The organism is Streptomyces sp. NPDC051051 (assembly GCF_040682975.1).
Lineage (GTDB): Bacteria > Actinomycetota > Actinomycetes > Streptomycetales > Streptomycetaceae > Streptomyces.
The window spans coordinates 1-15,676 of record NZ_JBFBCB010000022.1 but is presented as its reverse complement, the minus strand read 5'-3'; the positions used below and the strand labels follow the sequence as shown (position 1 = coordinate 15,676).

Sequence of the window (15,676 nt, the reverse complement as noted above, 5' to 3'; positions counted from 1 at the left end):
TGCGTCCGGTGAGAGAACGCCGGAGGCGCGCGTACGGCAGCACACGGCAAGAAGGGCACGGCCTCGTGGCACGGTTTGGGACCTGGACAGGGATCGCGTTGGCGGGGGTGCTCTGCGTCTCCCTCGCGGGGTGCAGCAGTACCGGGGGAAAGCGTGCCGAGGACGCCCGGAAGGCCGCGGCCGCGCAGGGCCGGGCGGCGGTCGACACCCCCCGCTGGACCTTCGCGATGATCACACACTCGGGCGACGGCGACACCTTCTGGGACATCGTCCAGAGCGGCGCTGAGCAGGCCGCCGTCAAGGACAACATCAACTTCCTGTACTCCCACGACGACGAGGCCCAGCAGCAGGCGCAGCTCGTCGACGCGGCGGTCGACAAGAAGGTCGACGGCATCATCGTCACCCTCGCCAAGCCCGACGCGATGAAGGCCGCCCTCGCCCGCGCCCGCAAGGCCGGCATCCCCGTGATCACGGTGAACTCCGGCTCGGCGGAGTCGAAGGCGTTCGGCGCGCTCACCCACGTCGGCCAGGACGAGACGATCGCCGGCGAGGCCGTCGGCGAGGAGCTGAACCGGCGCGGCAGGAAGAAGGCGATCTGCGTCCTGCACGAGCAGGGCAACGTCGGGCACGAGCAGCGCTGCGACGGCGTCGCCAAGACCTTCACCGGCACGGTGACCGACCTCTACGTCACCGGCACCAACATGCCCGACGTGCAGTCGGCCATCGAGGCCAGGCTCCAGGCCGACCCGTCGACCGACGCCGTCGTCACCCTCGGCGCGCCGTTCGCCGACACCGCGGTCAAGGCCCGGCAGGGGGCCGGCAGCAAGGCCGAGATCGACACCTTCGACCTCAACGCCAAGGTGGCCGCGGGCCTGGCGGACGACACCCTCGGCTTCGCCGTCGACCAGCAGCCGTACCTCCAGGGCTACCAGGCCGTCGACCTGCTGTGGCTGTACAAGTACAACGGCGACGTCCTCGGCGGCGGCGGGCCCGTCCTGACCGGACCGCAGATCATCACGAAGGACCAGGCGGACGAGCTGGCCGCGTACACCGGGCGGGGCACCCGATGAGCGCGGTCACCCCGGACGAACGCCTGCTGCGGGTCTCCCCGCTGCGCAAGCTCCTCGGCCGCCCCGAACTGGGCTCGGTCGTCGGCGCGCTCGCGGTGTTCGTCTTCTTCGCCCTCGCCGCCGACAGCTTCCTGCGCGCGGGCAGCCTCAGCACGGTCCTGTACGCGTCCTCGACCATCGGCATCATGGCCGTCCCGGTCGCGCTGCTGATGATCGGCGGCGAGTTCGACCTCTCGGCCGGCGTGATGGTCACGTCCTCGGCGCTGGTGTCGTCGATGTTCAGCTACCAGATGACGGCGAACGTCTGGGTCGGCGTCGGGGTCTCCCTGCTGGTCACCCTGGCCATCGGCGCCTTCAACGGCTTCCTGCTCACCCGCACCGGGCTGCCCAGCTTCATCATCACGCTCGGCACCTTCCTGATGCTGACCGGCATGAACCTCGGCTTCACCAAGCTGATCGACGGCACCGTCTCGACGAAGACCATCGCCGACATGGAGGGCTTCGCCGGCGCCCACGACGTCTTCGCGTCCACCCTGACCGTCGGCGGCGTCAACATCAAGATCACGATCCTGTGGTGGTTCGCCCTGGTCGCGGTGGCCTCCTGGATCCTGCTGCGCACCCGCGCCGGCAACTGGATCCTCGCCGTCGGCGGCAACCAGGACGCCGCCCGCGCGGTCGGCGTCCCCGTCGCGAGGACCAGGATCGGCCTGTACATGGGCGTCGCCCTCGGAGCCTGGATCTCCGGCCAGCACCTGCTGTTCTCGTACGACGTCGTCCAGTCCGGCGAGGGCGTCGGCAACGAGCTGATCTACATCATCGCCGCCGTCATCGGCGGCTGCCTGATCACCGGCGGCTACGGCAGCGCGGCCGGATCGGCGGTCGGCGCGCTCATCTTCGGCATGACGAGCAAGGGCATCGTCTTCGCCGAATGGAACCCCGACTGGTTCACGTTCTTCCTCGGAGCGATGCTGCTCCTCGCGACCCTGCTCAACGCCTGGGTCCGCAAGCGGGCGGAGGCCACCAAGTGACCCGGACACAGGGACAGACACAGACGCGGACCGACAGCCGTACGCCGCTCGTCGAACTGTCCGACGTCAGCAAGCGCTACGGCAACGTCCGCGCCCTCGAAGGCATCTCCCTGGAGGTCCACGCCGGCCGCATCACCTGCGTCCTCGGCGACAACGGCGCGGGCAAGTCCACCCTCATCAAGATCATCGCCGGTCTGCACGGGCACGACGGCGGCACCCTGAGCCTCGAGGGCGAGGAGACCCGGCTGTCCTCCCCGCGCGAGGCCCTGGACCGCGGCATCGCCACCGTCCATCAGGACCTGGCCGTCGTCCCGCTGATGCCGGTCTGGCGCAACTTCTTCCTCGGCTCGGAACCCCGCAAGGGCACCGGCCCCTTCAAGCGCATGGACGTCGACCTCATGCGCCGCACCACCCACGCCGAACTCCTGCGCATGGGCATCGACCTGCGCGACGTGGACCAGCCCATCGGCACCCTCTCCGGCGGCGAACGCCAGTGCGTCGCCATCGCCCGCGCGGTGTACTTCGGCGCGAAGGTCCTGATCCTCGACGAGCCGACGGCCGCCCTGGGCGTCAAGCAGTCCGGCGTGGTCCTGAAATACGTGGCCGCCGCCCGCGACCGGGGCCTGGGGGTCGTACTGATCACCCACAACCCCCACCACGCCCACCTGGTGGGCGACCGGTTCGTGCTGCTGCGGCGGGGGACCATGGTGGGAAGCCACACCCGGGACGAGATCACCCTGGAGGAGCTGACCGAGCAGATGGCGGGCGGCAGCGACCTGGACGCCCTGCGCCACGAGCTGCGGCGTCCCTGAGGGGCGCGGGGCGGTGCCGCCGCGCGGGCGCGACAGGCCGCGACGCGCCCGCGGCCGGCAACGCGCGCGCACCCTGCCTCCCGCGTTCGGCACCGCAGGTACCCGTGCGGCAGAATCGGCCACGATGAGCACCTACCGCGACCTCACCGCCCCCATCGGCTCCCGCCGAGCCACCGCGCTGCGCACGGTCGGCACCCGCGAGCGCCGCTCCCACCTGACCGCACCCCGGGTGCCCACGGTCGGGATCGACATCGGCGGCACCAAGGTGATGGCGGGCGTCGTCGACGCGGACGGCAACATCCTGGAGAAGGTCCGCACGGAGACCCCGGACAAGTCCAAGAGCCCCAAGGTCGTCGAGGACACGATCGTGGAACTGGTCCTGGACCTGTCCGACCGGCACGACGTGCACGCGGTCGGCATCGGCGCCGCCGGCTGGGTCGACGCCGACCGCAACCGCGTCCTGTTCGCCCCCCACCTGTCCTGGCGCAACGAGCCGCTGCGCGACCGCATCGCCGGCCGCCTCGCGGTGCCCGTCCTCGTCGACAACGACGCCAACACCGCCGCCTGGGCGGAATGGCGCTTCGGCGCCGGCCGAGGCGAGGACCACCTCGTCATGATCACCCTCGGGACCGGCATCGGCGGCGCCATCCTGGAGGACGGCCAGGTCAAGCGCGGCAAGTACGGCGTCGCGGGCGAGTTCGGCCACATGCAGGTGGTGCCCGGCGGCCACCGCTGCCCGTGCGGCAACCGCGGCTGCTGGGAGCAGTACAGCTCCGGGAACGCGCTGGTCAGAGAGGCCAAGGAGCTGGCCGCCGCCGACTCCCCGGTGGCGTACGGGATCATCGAGCACGTCAAGGGGCAGATCGGTGACATCACCGGCCCGATGATCACCGAGCTGGCCCGCCAGGGCGACGCGATGTGCATCGAACTGCTCCAGGACATCGGCCAGTGGCTCGGCGTCGGCATCGCCAACCTGGCCGCCGCCCTCGACCCGTCCTGCTTCGTGATCGGCGGCGGTGTCTCCGCCGCCGACGACCTGCTCATCGGCCCCGCGCGCGACGCGTTCAAGCGGCAGCTCACCGGACGCGGCTACCGTCCGGAGGCCCGGATCGTCCGCGCCCAGCTCGGCCCCGAGGCCGGCATGGTCGGCGCCGCCGACCTGGCCCGCCTCGTCGCCCGCCGCTTCCGGCGCGCCAACCGGCGCCGCGTCGAGCGCCACGAACGCTTCGAGCGGTTCGCGGAGGCCGCCCGCCGCGCCACCGGGGACACGGCGTGACGGCCGCCCTGTCCCACCGGTCCGCGTCCCCGGACGAACCGTCCCGCACACCCGAGACCCGCGGCCACGTGATCCGCCGCCGCGCGCTCACCCTGCTCATCATCGGGCTGCTCATCGGCGTCCCGGCCGGCTACCTGGTGATCTCCGCCAACCAGAGCCGCGACAGCGGCAAGGACAAGGAGGCCAAGTACTCGGCGACCGGACTCACCGAGGCCTGGCCGTCCAAGGTCCAGCAGCGTCTCTACCAGGTGCCGGTCCCGCACCCGTCGAACAAGGTCGCCTACTACGAGACGAACAACTGGCGCACCAGCCGTCTCTACGTCCAGTTCCAGACCACCCACGCGGGCCTGGACGCCTTCCTCGCCGAACTCGGCTACAGCCGGTCCGACCTGGAGAAGGACGACATCACGATCAGCGAGCGCGACCGGGACGTCACCGGCTGGAAGTTCTCCGGACCCGGCTCCCGGCCCGGCGACTACTACGGCTTCGTCCGCAAGCAGAAGGACCCCCAGCCCACCCAGGACGTGGTGGTGAACACCGGCAACCCGATATTCCCCATGGTGTACGTCGTCTCGCGCACCGTTCCCTAGGGTCCCTCCCCTCCCCGGGGTTCTTCCCTCGGACCGATTGTCAGACCCCGCCCGTAGAGTCGGAGACGACTGATCCGACATGCGGGCGGGAGGTGGACACTGCGCATGAGCGACACGACCGGGGTCGCCGGACACCCGGCGCAACTCGTCGGCGCGCGCCTCGCCGCCGTCTTCCTGCCCGCGCCCCTCCCGCGCGAGGGCCGGGTCGCCTTCTGGGACCCGGACGACGGCCCGCTGTCCGGGCCGGCGCACGCCGAACGCACCGAACTGACCGTCGTCCGCCGGCACGGGACCTCGGTCCGCCGCCGACAGGCCCCCGCCCTCTCCCTGCCCGTCGAGGCGGCCCTCCCACTCCTGGTGCGCGCCCGGCACGACCCCGCCGCCCACCCCGCGACCGCCTGCTGGGGCGCCGCCGCCCTGCACGCGCTGCGGCTCACCGCCCGCGGCCGGCTCCTGCCGGGCCTCACCCCGACCGGCCACGACGCCTGGCGGGCCGGCCCGCTCGAACCGGAGGACGTCGCCCACCTGCGCGCCGTCGCCGCCGCCCTGCCGTACGAGGGCCACGCCGTCCCGCTGCCCGGCCCCGGCCCCCTCCGGCTGCCGCAGCCGGAGTCCCTGATGCGCTCCTTCCTGGACGCCGTCGCCGACACCCTGCCCCGCACCCCCGCCGCGCCCCACGCGTCCGGGAGGCCCTTCGCCGACCGCCGGCCGCAGCGGCTGCCCGACGCCCAGGACTGGGCGGCCGAGGTCGCCGCCGGCATGGACGCGGGCGTGCGGATCTCCCTGCGCCTCGACCTGTCGGCGTACGACCTGTTCGACGACGGCGAAGGAGCCCGGCGCGCCGGAGCCGCCGTCGTCCAGGTGCACAGCCTCGCCGACCCGACCCTGGTGACCGACGCGGCGGACCTGTGGTCGGGCCGGGCCGACGCCGCCTTCGGGCCACGCGCCCGCGTGGACGCCGCCCTGGCCCTGCGACGCGCCGCCCGGGTCTGGGCGCCCCTCGCCCGCCTCGCCGACCAGGACGCGCGCACCCTCGACGTGCTGGCCCTGTCCGAGGACGAGCTGGGCGACCTCCTCGGCGTGGCCGCGACCCGCCTCGCGGCGGCCGGGGTCGCCGTGCACTGGCCGCGCGACCTCGCCCAGGACCTCAGCGCGGCCGCGGTGGTCCGGCCCGCGCCGGGCTCCGCGACCGACGGCACCGGCTTCTTCGAGAGCGAGGACCTGCTCCGGTTCCGCTGGCAGCTCGCCCTCGGCGGCGACCCCCTCAGCGAGGCCGAGATGGACACCCTCGCCGAGGCCCACCGCCCCGTCGTCCGGCTGCGCGACCGGTGGGTCCTCGTCGACCCCGCCCTCGTCCGCAAGGCCCGCAAACGCGAACTGGGCCTGCTGGACCCGGTGGACGCCCTCGCCGTCGCCCTCAGCGGCACCGCCGAGGTCGACGGCGAGACCGTGGAGGCGGTCCCCGTCGGCGCGCTCGCCACCCTGCGCGACCGCCTCACCGCCGGCCTCCGGCCCGCCGAGCCGCCCCCCGGCCTCGACGCCACCCTCCGCGACTACCAACTGCGCGGCCTGGCCTGGCTCGACCTCATGACCTCCCTCGGCCTCGGCGGCTGCCTCGCCGACGACATGGGCCTCGGCAAGACGGTCACCCTCATCGCCCTCCACCTGCGCCGGGCCCGCCCCGAACCCACCCTCGTGATCTGCCCCGCCTCCCTCCTCGGCAACTGGCAGCGGGAGATCACGCGGTTCGCCCCCGGCGTCCCCGTCCGCCGCTTCCACGGCTCCGACCGCACCCTGGACGACCTCACCGGCGGCTTCGTCCTCACCACCTACGGCACCATGCGCTCGGCCGCCGTCACCCTGGCCCGGCAGCCGTGGGGCCTGGTCGTCGCCGACGAGGCGCAGCACGTCAAGAACCCCTTCTCGGCCACCGCGAAGGCACTGCGCACCATCCCCGCCCCCGCACGCGTGGCCCTCACCGGGACTCCCGTCGAGAACAACCTCTCCGAGCTGTGGGCCCTCCTGGACTGGACGACGCCGGGCCTGCTCGGCCCCCTGAAGGCCTTCCGGGCCCGCCACGCGCGCGCGGTGGAGAACGGCGAGGACGAGGAGGCCGTCGAGCGGCTCGCCCGCCTGGTCCGTCCGTTCCTGCTGCGGCGCAAGAAGTCCGACCCCGGCATCGTCCCCGAGCTGCCGCCCAAGACCGAGACCGACCACCCCGTCCCGCTCACCCGCGAACAGGCCGCGCTGTACGAGGCGGTGGTGCGCGAGTCGTTGCACGTCATCGAGACGGCGAACGGCATCGCCCGCCGGGGCCTGGTCCTCAAGCTGCTCGGCGCGCTCAAGCAGATCTGCGACCACCCGGCGCTCTACCTCAAGGAGCAGGCCCCCGCCACCGGCGACGCCCTCGCCGCCCGGTCCGGCAAACTCGCCCTGCTCGACGAGTTGCTGGACACCCTGCTGGCCGAGGACGGCTCGGCCCTGGTCTTCACCCAGTACGTCGGCATGGCCCGGCTGATCACCGCCCACCTGGCCGGCCGCGCCGTCCCGGTGGACCTCCTGCACGGCGGTACGCCGGTGCCCGAGCGCGAGCGCATGGTGGACCGTTTCCAGGGCGGTGCGACCCCCGTCCTGGTCCTGTCGCTGAAGGCGGCCGGCACCGGCCTGAACCTCACCCGCGCGGGCCACGTCGTCCACTTCGACCGCTGGTGGAACCCGGCCGTGGAGGAACAGGCCACCGACCGCGCCTACCGCATCGGCCAGACCCAGCCGGTCCAGGTCCACCGCCTCATCACCGAGGGCACCGTCGAGGACCGCATCGCGGAGATGCTCCAGGCCAAACGCGCCCTGGCCGACGCGATCCTCGGCTCCGGCGAGTCCGCCCTCACCGAGCTGACGGACCGTGAACTGTCCGACCTGGTCAGGCTGCGGAGGGAGGCGTGATGGCGGAGGCGGGCACAAGCGGTCCGGCCGGGGAGACCGGTCCGGCCGAGGCGGTCCGCAGGGCCCTGCGGGCGGCACGGGAGCGCGCGGACGACGCGGCACCGGCATCCGCACCCACGGAACCCGCCGAGGCGCGTCCGGACCAGCCGCGGCAGGAGACCGCGCCCGCGGAGTCCGGCGCGCGGCGGCCCGAAGGCACTCCGCCCCGCCCGGGGGACGCCGCCCGCGCGGCTCTGCGGCGCGCGGCCGACGCGCCCCGGCCCCGTGAGGAGGCCCCGCGGACCGACGTCCCCCCGGCAGCGGACGTACCCCCGGCCCCCCACGGGCCGCGGGGCAGGTCCGGCGCGCGGCCCGGCGACGCGGCCCGGGAGGCCCTGCGCGCGGCCCGCGCACAGGCACGACGGACGCCGCCGGAAACCGGCGAACCGGGAGACGGCGCGAGTGCGCTCCGGGCTGCCCGCCCCGGCGCGTCCGCGAGCGCGGGCCGTCCCGGCGACCGTGCCGCCGTGGCCCGCGCGCGGGACGTACGGACCTTCGCCGAGGACGCCTTCCGGATGCCGCCGGAAACCGGCCCCGCGGCGGCGGCCGAAGTCCCCGGGCCGGCCGGTCCGCCCTCCCGGACCCCCGATCCCGCCGTCCCTTCCCCGGACGCCCCCGCCGCCCGTTCCGAAGCCGCCCCCCGTCCTGATCCCGCCCTCCCCTCCATGGCCGCCCCCGCCCGCGACGGCGATCACCGCCGCACCTTCCCCGCCTTCCCTCCCCGGCCGGCCGAGGCGGGCGGCGGATTCGCCGAGACCTGGTGGGGCGACGCCTGGATCACCGCGCTCGAGGAGGGCGCTCTCGACGCCGAGCGGCTGGCGCGTGGTCGGGGGTACGCCGAGCGGGGCCACGTGGACGCCATCACCGTCACGCCCGGCCTGGTCCTGGCGTACGTGCGGGGCAGCCGGGCCCGTCCCTACCGCGTCCAGGTGCGTCTGCGCACTCTCGGCGACGAGGACTGGGAGCGGTTCCTGGACGCCGCGGTCGAGCGGCCGGGGCACATCGCCGCGCTGCTCGACAAGGAGATGCCCGAGTCCCTCGCCGACTGCGGCGTACCGCTGCTGCCCGGCCCGGGCGACCTCGCCCCCCAGTGCAGCTGCCCCGACCGCGGACACCCCTGCAAGCACGTCGCCGCCCTCTGCTACCAGACCGCGCGGCTCCTCGACGCCGACCCGTTCGTCCTGCTCCTGCTGCGCGGCCGGGGCGAACGCGAACTGCTCGACACGCTGTCCCGCCGCAACGCCGCGCGGGCGGCCCGCGCCGCCCGGGAGCAGGAACCGGAACCCGTGCCGGGCATCCGCGCCACCGACGCCCTCGCCGCACGCCGACTCCCGCCGTTGCCGGCCCCCCTGCCCCCGCCGCCGCACCCCGAACAGCCGCCCGCCTACCCCGCCGTGCCGAACGGCCCCGACTCCTTCGCCCTCGACCAGCTCGCCACCGACGCCGCCCTGCGCGCCCACGCGCTGCTGACCACCGGTCACGACGAGATCGGCGGGCTGACCCTCTGGCAGGACGCCGTACGGCTCGCCGCGGCGCGTCCCGGCTCCGGCCTGACCGCCACCAGCCGCGCCCTCTACGCCTCCCTGGCCTCCGCCGCCGGCCGTACCCCGGGCGAGCTGGCCCGCGCGGTCGCCGCCTGGCGGCAGGGCGGCCCGGACGGACTCGCCGTCCTGGAGGACCTCTGGGACCCGCCCGCCGGCCGTTTCGACCGGGCCCGCCCGCTTCTCCGCGCCGCCGACCTCCCCGCCTTCCGCCCCTGGCGCAACCACCTCACCCACCCCCGCGGCCACGTCCAACTCCGCCTCGGCCGCGACGGTCTGTGGTACCCGTACGAATCGGAGCCCGGCCAGGACGACTGGTGGCCACGCGGCACCCCCGACACCGACCCGGTGGGCGCCCTGACCGGCCTGGCCACCTGGGCCGACGACCTGTGAACCACCCGCTCCGGTCGGCGCCCTTCGACGACGTGTCCGGTGATGACGAGCCCCGTGGACCGTCTGCCGCGCCTCGGCCGCGTGCTCGACGAGCCGGACCCACCCCGGCGGGACCCTCCTGCCGCTGACGCCATCCGTCCGGTGCGCGGGGCGCGTGAGTCGCGGCGTGCGCCGCAAACAGTGCGCGGTCGCGCACTCTGATCGGGATCCTGCCGGAAGACGCGCCCGTGCTGATCCTGGGTCCCGCCCTGGGCGCCTCCTGGCACAGGTTGCAGATCGCGTCCTGTGCGGTCCAGGTAGTCCATGCGAGGCGTATACGCGCAGGTCAAGGTCTTGTGGTCCGGGAGTGTCGACCCTGTTCGTGAGACGTGCGTGAGAGCGCCGGTGATACGGCAAAGCCCCCGCCGGGATGACCTGGCGAATCCTCTCGGAAAGGCTTGCTCCCTGCAGGGGCTCGGCGAGCTGGTCGTGAGGGAGCATGCGGCCATATCTGCCCATGGGACGGCCCGGGTGCGGCTGACGACACCGCTCTTTCCGAAACGTCCCACCCCAGTGAAGCAATATCTGTTCCCGTGAGGTGAGAATTTGACGGATCATGCAGGAAGAGTTTTTCGCTGCAATGGGCGGAGTGGAATTATGTAACGTGCGCAGGCCGTTCCGGCGTGCTACTGTCGTTCTCGGTTGCAGTTGTGGTTCCCAAAACTTCAAGTGCCCCCGACCAGGTTTCTGCCGGTCGGGAGCACTTTTGTGAATCCGGTCATTTTCCGGGCGGGGTGATCATCGCGGCGACACGGTGTCCGCACGGTGCGGATTCCGATGCACTGCCCCAAAGGAGATATGACATGGCTGCTGGTACCGTGAAGTGGTTCAACGCGGAAAAGGGCTTCGGCTTCATCGAGCAGGACGGTGGCGGCGCGGACGTGTTCGCCCACTACTCGAACATTGCCGCGCAGGGCTTCCGTGAGCTGCTCGAAGGTCAGAAGGTCACCTTCGACATCGCGCAGGGCCAGAAGGGCCCGACGGCCGAGAACATCGTTCCGGCCTGACGCTCACGCACCATCTGTAGCTGGGGCCCGCATCCTTCGGGGTGCGGGCCCCAGCTGCACGCATCTCCCGCGGCGGTTTCACCCGCGGGACGACGCGGAGGGATCCGCAGTCCAGCCACGAGCAGCTGCTCCTCCAGGATGCAGGCGCATCCTGGAGAGCTGCACCGCAGCCGACGCTCGGATCTCAAGTCCCCATCGTGTGACTAATTTCAGCATTTGCGCTCCCGGAGATTTCTGCCGGCCGGATCTGCTTTCTTTTGCCGCCGGTCCATACTTGTAATTCTCCATGCTGCTCATCGGTGCGGGAATTCCTTGATATGTGCCACATCGAGGAAGGTTCCGCATGAACCACACGTACACGAACGACCGCCCCGCTCGCGCCCGTAATGGCAGTGCCGACGCCGGAAGGGGTGGCAGCCGCTTCGGCTCGCAGGCACCGCGCCGTTCGGGCGGGCCGGCGCGCTCCGGCGGTTACGGTCGCCGGCCCGCCGCGGTGCAGGGCGAGTTCGCGCTCCCCGAAACGATCACCCCCGCGCTGCCCGCCGTTGAGGGCTTCGCCGATCTCGCCATGCCTGAACAACTGCTGACCGAACTCGGCAAGCAGGGTGTGACCGCACCGTTCCCGATCCAGGGAGCGACGCTGCCGAACTCCTTGGCGGGCCGCGACGTCCTGGGCCGCGGGCGCACCGGTTCCGGCAAGACCCTCGCCTTCGGCCTCGCCCTGCTCGCCCGCACCGCTGGACAGCGTGCCGAGTCCCGCCAGCCGCTGGGGTTGATCCTCGTACCGACGCGTGAGCTGGCGCAGCAGGTGACCGACGCGCTCACTCCGTACGCCCGCTCCGTCAAGCTGCGGCTGGCCACGGTGGTGGGCGGGATGTCCATCGGCAGGCAGGCCGGCGCTCTGCGCGGCGGCGCCGAGGTCGTCGTCGCGACCCCGGGCCGGCTCAAGGACCTCATCGACCGCGGCGACTGCCGGCTGAACCAGGTGGGCATCACGGTGCTGGACGAGGCCGACCAGATGGCCGACATGGGGTTCATGCCGCAGGTCACCGCGCTGCTCGACCAGGTGCGTCCCGACGGGCAGCGGATGCTGTTCTCCGCCACCTTGGACCGCAACGTCGACCTGCTGGTGCGCCGCTATCTGACCGACCCCGTCGTGCATTCCGTCGACCCGTCGGCCGGTGCGGTCACGACGATGGAGCACCACGTCCTGCACGTCCACGGCGCCGACAAGCACGCCACCACGACCGAGATCGCCGCCCGCGACGGCCGCGTGATCATGTTCCTGGACACCAAGCACGCCGTCGACCGGCTGACCCAGGACCTGCTCAACAGCGGTGTCCGGGCCGCCGCGCTGCACGGCGGCAAGTCGCAGCCGCAGCGCACCCGCACGTTGGCGCAGTTCAAGACGGGGCACGTCACCGTGCTGGTGGCGACCAACGTGGCGGCGCGCGGCATCCACGTCGACAACCTCGACCTCGTCGTCAACGTCGACCCGCCGACCGACCACAAGGACTACCTCCACCGCGGCGGCCGTACCGCCCGCGCCGGCGAGTCCGGCAGCGTCGTCACCCTGGTCACGCCGAACCAGCGCCGAGGCATGGTCCGCCTGATGTCGGACGCCGGGATCCGGCCGCAGACCACCCAGATCCGCTCGGGCGACGAGGCCCTGAACCGGATCACCGGAGCCCAGGCCCCTTCCGGCATCCCGGTCGTCATCACCGCACCGGTGGTCGAACGCCCCAAGCGCAGCGCCACCTCCCGAGGCCGACGCCGCCCCGCCTCGGCGACCCGGCGCGCGCCTGCGCGCCAGTCTGTCGTCGGCGCGGTGGCCTAGGCCTTTCATGATCAGGAATCTGGCCCATCTCTGCAGGAGGCACCTTTGACGCTGGTTCAGACGCAGCCCCGCCCGGAGGACGTCAACCCCGTGCACAGGACGGTGGCTGAGGTCATGGACGCGGCCGGACCGCAGGTCTGTGACGACATGAGCGTCGAGGTGGCGCTGGCCGTCATGGCCGCCGCACGCACGGGCCGGCTCGTCGTCTGCGACCAGGACGGCCAGTGCACCGGCCTGGTCACCCGGACCGAACTCGCCGCCGTCCGCGACAGCTCCGACTACACGGATCGCGTCCGCCTGCGCGACATCCTCGGCGACCACGGCTCGTTCGCCTCACCCGTGACCACGATGGCCGAAGCCGAGCACGCGATGTACACCCGTCACCTCGGTGCCCTGCCGGTGGTCGACGAGCAAGGCAGCGCTCTGGGCGTCCTCGCCCTCTGAAACGCCTCACCCTGGTCGGACCGTTCCCCCCTTCTCCCTGTGAGGCCACATGCGCTGCGTCATCGCCCGCTTCCCCTTCGAGCTCACCAAAGGCGGTGTGCTGGAATCGCTGAAGGGCATCAAGCCCGAACCGGTCACCGGCGAATCCGTGATCATCGGCCGTCGTCACTATCCCGTCAAGCAGGTCGGCCAGGTCATCACGCGCCAGGACCGCCGTGACTTCAGCGCCGCCGAAGTCCTCCGGGCCATGGCCCAGCTCGGCTTCACCTGCCGCGCCCTCCCCAAGGCCGCGCCTCTGGGCATCCTCGGCTCGCAGCACGCCTCCGCGATGCTCGGCACCCGCCGTGACGGTCTGACCGGGTAGACAGGCACGAGCCGACATCTGACCAGCGGTATGGGCCCGACCGGTACGCCGGTCGGGCCCATACCACTTCGGGAGCCGGGCAGCCGGTGACGACAGCGCCACCGGTGACCACGGTCAGGGACATCCGATTGCTCTACGCGGACCCCACCAGGGCGGCGACGCCAACGAGCAACTCGTCAGGCTTCGACATGGGGCGGACTGTGTCCGCCGGCCATCCGGCTGCTCGAGCGGTGACGCCACCGGGCAAGGCAGGCGCTCACGGTCTTGCCGCCGGAGGCCCGGCGGGTGACCGCAGTGGCGTGGACGAGGCCGGTGACCATGGGCCGGCCGGAGCCCTCGGTGCCGCCGTTCGGGCCAGGGGTGCGCATGCGCGGCACATGCCGGCTGGGATCGTGAACGGCGACCTCGATGGTGTCGGGGTGCGCAGTCGGTGGACGCGGTGTTGGCCGGTGCCGCCGACGGTGGCCGCGGCGCAGGCGGCGCCGTCACGCCCAGCCCGACATGCCACGCGGTGGTGGGTCACCGTGAGCGCCGGACAGAGCCTCGCAGCTGCTTGAACCATCCATGGGGACCTGTCGAGGCAGACTGGTCGAGGCGGAGTACCTCATCTTCCGGCGCGCGGAAATCTATACTCGCTGGAGTAGACATTGGTCGACGGTGTGGTTAAGGTTTCCGTCGTAGCCGAGATCGAGAGAGGCCCGGCAGAGATGAACTGCCGGGCAGTAGTACGCAGTTGCAGTTCGCAGGGCGGTGCGGTGGTGGAGTTCCGAAGCCAGAGCGGTTGCAGGACGGCGACGGGACTGACGACCGGACCGGGTGGCCCGCAGTGATCAGGGGCCGCCATGAGCAGTACCGCAGTGGCAGTACCAGTAAGTGAAGATTCGCAGTACCCAGCAGTGAAGTCGGTTAGCAGTACCTCGGTGAAGGCGTCGGCTGCGGGCGCGCGCACCGGGAGGTTCGGCAGTGGGGTTCCAAGCCAGAGCAGACGCAGGACGGGCGACGGGGCTGGCTGCCGAAGAGTGGCGCTGTTCGAGGCCACCAGCAGTTCGCAGTTCCCGTTAGTGAGTAGTTGATCAAGAGGGAAGAACGGAGGAACCCCGCGCCATCAGGATCGCCCGGGTGGAAGTCTTGGACCCGGGTACCGCAGGACATCGATAGTGAGGTGGTCTCCGGTCAAGCAACCGCGATCCCCGCGCCCCCGACAGCATCTCGGTCGGGTCTGCGGAAACAGAAAGCCGGTGCAGTATCAGGGCCGGCAGATGGTGTAGCAGTTCCTTCGGGGCCCTGGTGCCGGTGCGGCACCAGGGCCCCTCCATGTGTTCCACAGAGAGGTGCAATGACTGCAGACGACTCGTTCGGCCGTCTCGATGACGACGACTACCCCGCCTACACCATGGGTCGGGCCGCCGAGATGCTCGGCACCACGCAGAGCTTCCTCCGTGCCATCGGCGAAGCCCGCCTCATCACCCCGCTCCGCTCCGCAGGCGGCCACCGCCGCTACTCCCGCTACCAGCTGCGCATCGCCGCCCGAGCCCGGGAACTCGTCGACCACGGCACCCCCATCGAGGCCGCCTGCCGCATCATCATCCTCGAAGACCAGCTCAAGGAAGCCCAGCGCGTCAACGCCGAATACCGCCGCGCCACCGAGTCGGCGAACCCGACCGCAGCAGCATGAGATGAGCGTGCCCGTCCGCGTCGGCGGGCACCGCACGCACGATCTGCCGTGCGGTGTGATCGTTTCCTCTGGTGACGCGGCGTGTGGGCGTGTAGCGTCTGCGTCAGCTGTCGTGGTTCGGAATTCCCTCTTGCCCACGCCTTCGGTGTGGGCGTTTTGCTGTGCTGTGCCGCAGGGACCAGGGCGATCACCTCCGCCTTCCACATGGAGTGGAAGGCGTTCATCGACTGGAAGGCACCAGACATGGCAACGGGAACTGTGAAGTGGTTCAACGCGGAGAAGGGCTTCGGTTTCATCGCCCAGGACGGTGGCGGCCCGGATGTCTTCGCGCACTACTCCGCGATCAACTCCACGGGGTTTCGTGAGCTCCAGGAGGGCCAGGCCGTGACGTTCGACGTCACCCAGGGCCAGAAGGGTCCGCAGGCCGAGAACATCAACCTGGCCTGACCTCGCAGACCGGCCCGGGGGATCGCGCACACTGCGTCCGGTGAGCGCCGCCCGTGCGGGCTCTGCCGCCCGCCGGCACGCCCTAGACCGCGCAGATCGCGCAGACCGGGCAGATCGCGCGGTTCACCGCGTCGGTCCGATGCCGCTGCCGACCCCGCCGCCCGTGTCCGC

At 72.1% G+C, this 15,676-nt stretch carries 13 protein-coding genes and 1 pseudogene; 13 read left to right on the top strand and 1 reads right to left on the bottom strand.

Annotation, left to right across the window (positions count from 1 at the left end; genetic code table 11):
* Positions 1-65: 65 nt before the first annotated feature.
* The 11 genes from AB0N31_RS18200 (at position 66) to AB0N31_RS18150 (ending at position 13,383) form a co-directional block, all read left to right on the top strand.
* Positions 66-1,070 carry a sugar ABC transporter substrate-binding protein gene (locus AB0N31_RS18200; protein ID WP_366059381.1) on the top strand — a complete coding sequence of 335 codons (1,005 nt, stop codon included), beginning with the start codon at positions 66-68 and terminating at the stop codon, positions 1,068-1,070.
* Positions 1,067-2,098: an ABC transporter permease gene (locus tag AB0N31_RS18195; RefSeq protein ID WP_366059380.1), complete on the top strand. Its 1,032-nt coding sequence runs from the start codon at positions 1,067-1,069 to the stop codon at positions 2,096-2,098. The genes AB0N31_RS18200 and AB0N31_RS18195 overlap by 4 nt, the downstream gene beginning before the upstream one ends.
* Positions 2,095-2,910: an ATP-binding cassette domain-containing protein gene (locus AB0N31_RS18190; protein ID WP_366059379.1), complete on the top strand. Its 816-nt coding sequence runs from the start codon at positions 2,095-2,097 to the stop codon at positions 2,908-2,910. The genes AB0N31_RS18195 and AB0N31_RS18190 overlap by 4 nt, the downstream gene beginning before the upstream one ends.
* Positions 2,911-3,034: 124 nt before the next feature.
* Entirely contained in the window at positions 3,035-4,186 is a 1,152-nt protein-coding gene (locus AB0N31_RS18185; protein ID WP_366059378.1) for an ROK family glucokinase, read from the top strand.
* Positions 4,183-4,776 carry a sugar kinase gene (locus tag AB0N31_RS18180; RefSeq protein ID WP_366059377.1) on the top strand — a complete coding sequence of 198 codons (594 nt, stop codon included), beginning with the start codon at positions 4,183-4,185 and terminating at the stop codon, positions 4,774-4,776. The genes AB0N31_RS18185 and AB0N31_RS18180 overlap by 4 nt, the downstream gene beginning before the upstream one ends.
* Before the next feature lie 105 nt (positions 4,777-4,881).
* Positions 4,882-7,719: a DEAD/DEAH box helicase gene (locus AB0N31_RS18175; protein WP_366059376.1), complete on the top strand. Its 2,838-nt coding sequence runs from the start codon at positions 4,882-4,884 to the stop codon at positions 7,717-7,719.
* Positions 7,719-9,692 (top strand): SWIM zinc finger family protein, encoded by a 1,974-nt coding sequence (locus AB0N31_RS18170; RefSeq protein WP_366059375.1) that lies wholly within the window; start codon positions 7,719-7,721, stop codon positions 9,690-9,692. Before AB0N31_RS18175 ends, AB0N31_RS18170 begins: the two co-directional genes overlap by 1 nt.
* Positions 9,693-10,534: 842 nt before the next feature.
* Positions 10,535-10,738, top strand: a complete 204-nt coding sequence (locus AB0N31_RS18165; protein ID WP_023586116.1) for a cold-shock protein — start codon at positions 10,535-10,537, stop codon at positions 10,736-10,738.
* Between the two features lie 343 nt (positions 10,739-11,081).
* Positions 11,082-12,575 (top strand): DEAD/DEAH box helicase, encoded by a 1,494-nt coding sequence (locus AB0N31_RS18160; RefSeq protein WP_366059374.1) that lies wholly within the window; start codon positions 11,082-11,084, stop codon positions 12,573-12,575.
* 45 nt (positions 12,576-12,620) lie between these two features.
* Complete coding sequence (locus AB0N31_RS18155; RefSeq protein WP_366059373.1) at positions 12,621-13,019, top strand: CBS domain-containing protein; 399 nt, start codon at positions 12,621-12,623, stop codon at positions 13,017-13,019.
* 49 nt (positions 13,020-13,068) lie between these two features.
* A complete protein-coding gene (locus AB0N31_RS18150) occupies positions 13,069-13,383 on the top strand; it encodes an SCO5918 family protein (protein ID WP_366059372.1) in 315 nt (104 codons plus the stop codon).
* A 239-nt stretch (positions 13,384-13,622) separates the two neighbouring features.
* On the opposite strand, the pseudogene AB0N31_RS18145 reads toward AB0N31_RS18150, so the two are convergent.
* Positions 13,623-13,811 (bottom strand): annotated as a pseudogene (locus tag AB0N31_RS18145) (ATP-binding protein); the annotation flags it as partial.
* A gap of 908 nt (positions 13,812-14,719) precedes the next feature.
* On the opposite strand from AB0N31_RS18145, the gene AB0N31_RS18140 reads away from it, so the two are divergent.
* A complete protein-coding gene (locus AB0N31_RS18140) occupies positions 14,720-15,058 on the top strand; it encodes a MerR family transcriptional regulator (RefSeq protein WP_366059371.1) in 339 nt (112 codons plus the stop codon).
* A 243-nt stretch (positions 15,059-15,301) separates the two neighbouring features.
* Entirely contained in the window at positions 15,302-15,505 is a 204-nt protein-coding gene (locus AB0N31_RS18135) for a cold-shock protein (protein WP_030052720.1), read from the top strand.
* Positions 15,506-15,676 lie beyond the last annotated feature (171 nt).

What these genes read in the sequence shown, in the direction of transcription:
- AB0N31_RS18195 (WP_366059380.1), top strand. Translation starts at nt 1,067, where the DNA reads ATGAGCGCGGTCACCCCGGACGAACGCCTGCTGCGGGTCTCCCCGCTG.
- AB0N31_RS18185 (WP_366059378.1), top strand. Translation starts at nt 3,035, where the DNA reads ATGAGCACCTACCGCGACCTCACCGCCCCCATCGGCTCCCGCCGAGCC.
- AB0N31_RS18175 (WP_366059376.1), top strand. Translation starts at nt 4,882, where the DNA reads ATGAGCGACACGACCGGGGTCGCCGGACACCCGGCGCAACTCGTCGGC.
- AB0N31_RS18170 (WP_366059375.1), top strand. Translation starts at nt 7,719, where the DNA reads ATGGCGGAGGCGGGCACAAGCGGTCCGGCCGGGGAGACCGGTCCGGCC.
- AB0N31_RS18165 (WP_023586116.1), top strand. Translation starts at nt 10,535, where the DNA reads ATGGCTGCTGGTACCGTGAAGTGGTTCAACGCGGAAAAGGGCTTCGGC.
- AB0N31_RS18160 (WP_366059374.1), top strand. Translation starts at nt 11,082, where the DNA reads ATGAACCACACGTACACGAACGACCGCCCCGCTCGCGCCCGTAATGGC.
- AB0N31_RS18150 (WP_366059372.1), top strand. Translation starts at nt 13,069, where the DNA reads ATGCGCTGCGTCATCGCCCGCTTCCCCTTCGAGCTCACCAAAGGCGGT.
- AB0N31_RS18140 (WP_366059371.1), top strand. Translation starts at nt 14,720, where the DNA reads ATGACTGCAGACGACTCGTTCGGCCGTCTCGATGACGACGACTACCCC.
- AB0N31_RS18135 (WP_030052720.1), top strand. Translation starts at nt 15,302, where the DNA reads ATGGCAACGGGAACTGTGAAGTGGTTCAACGCGGAGAAGGGCTTCGGT.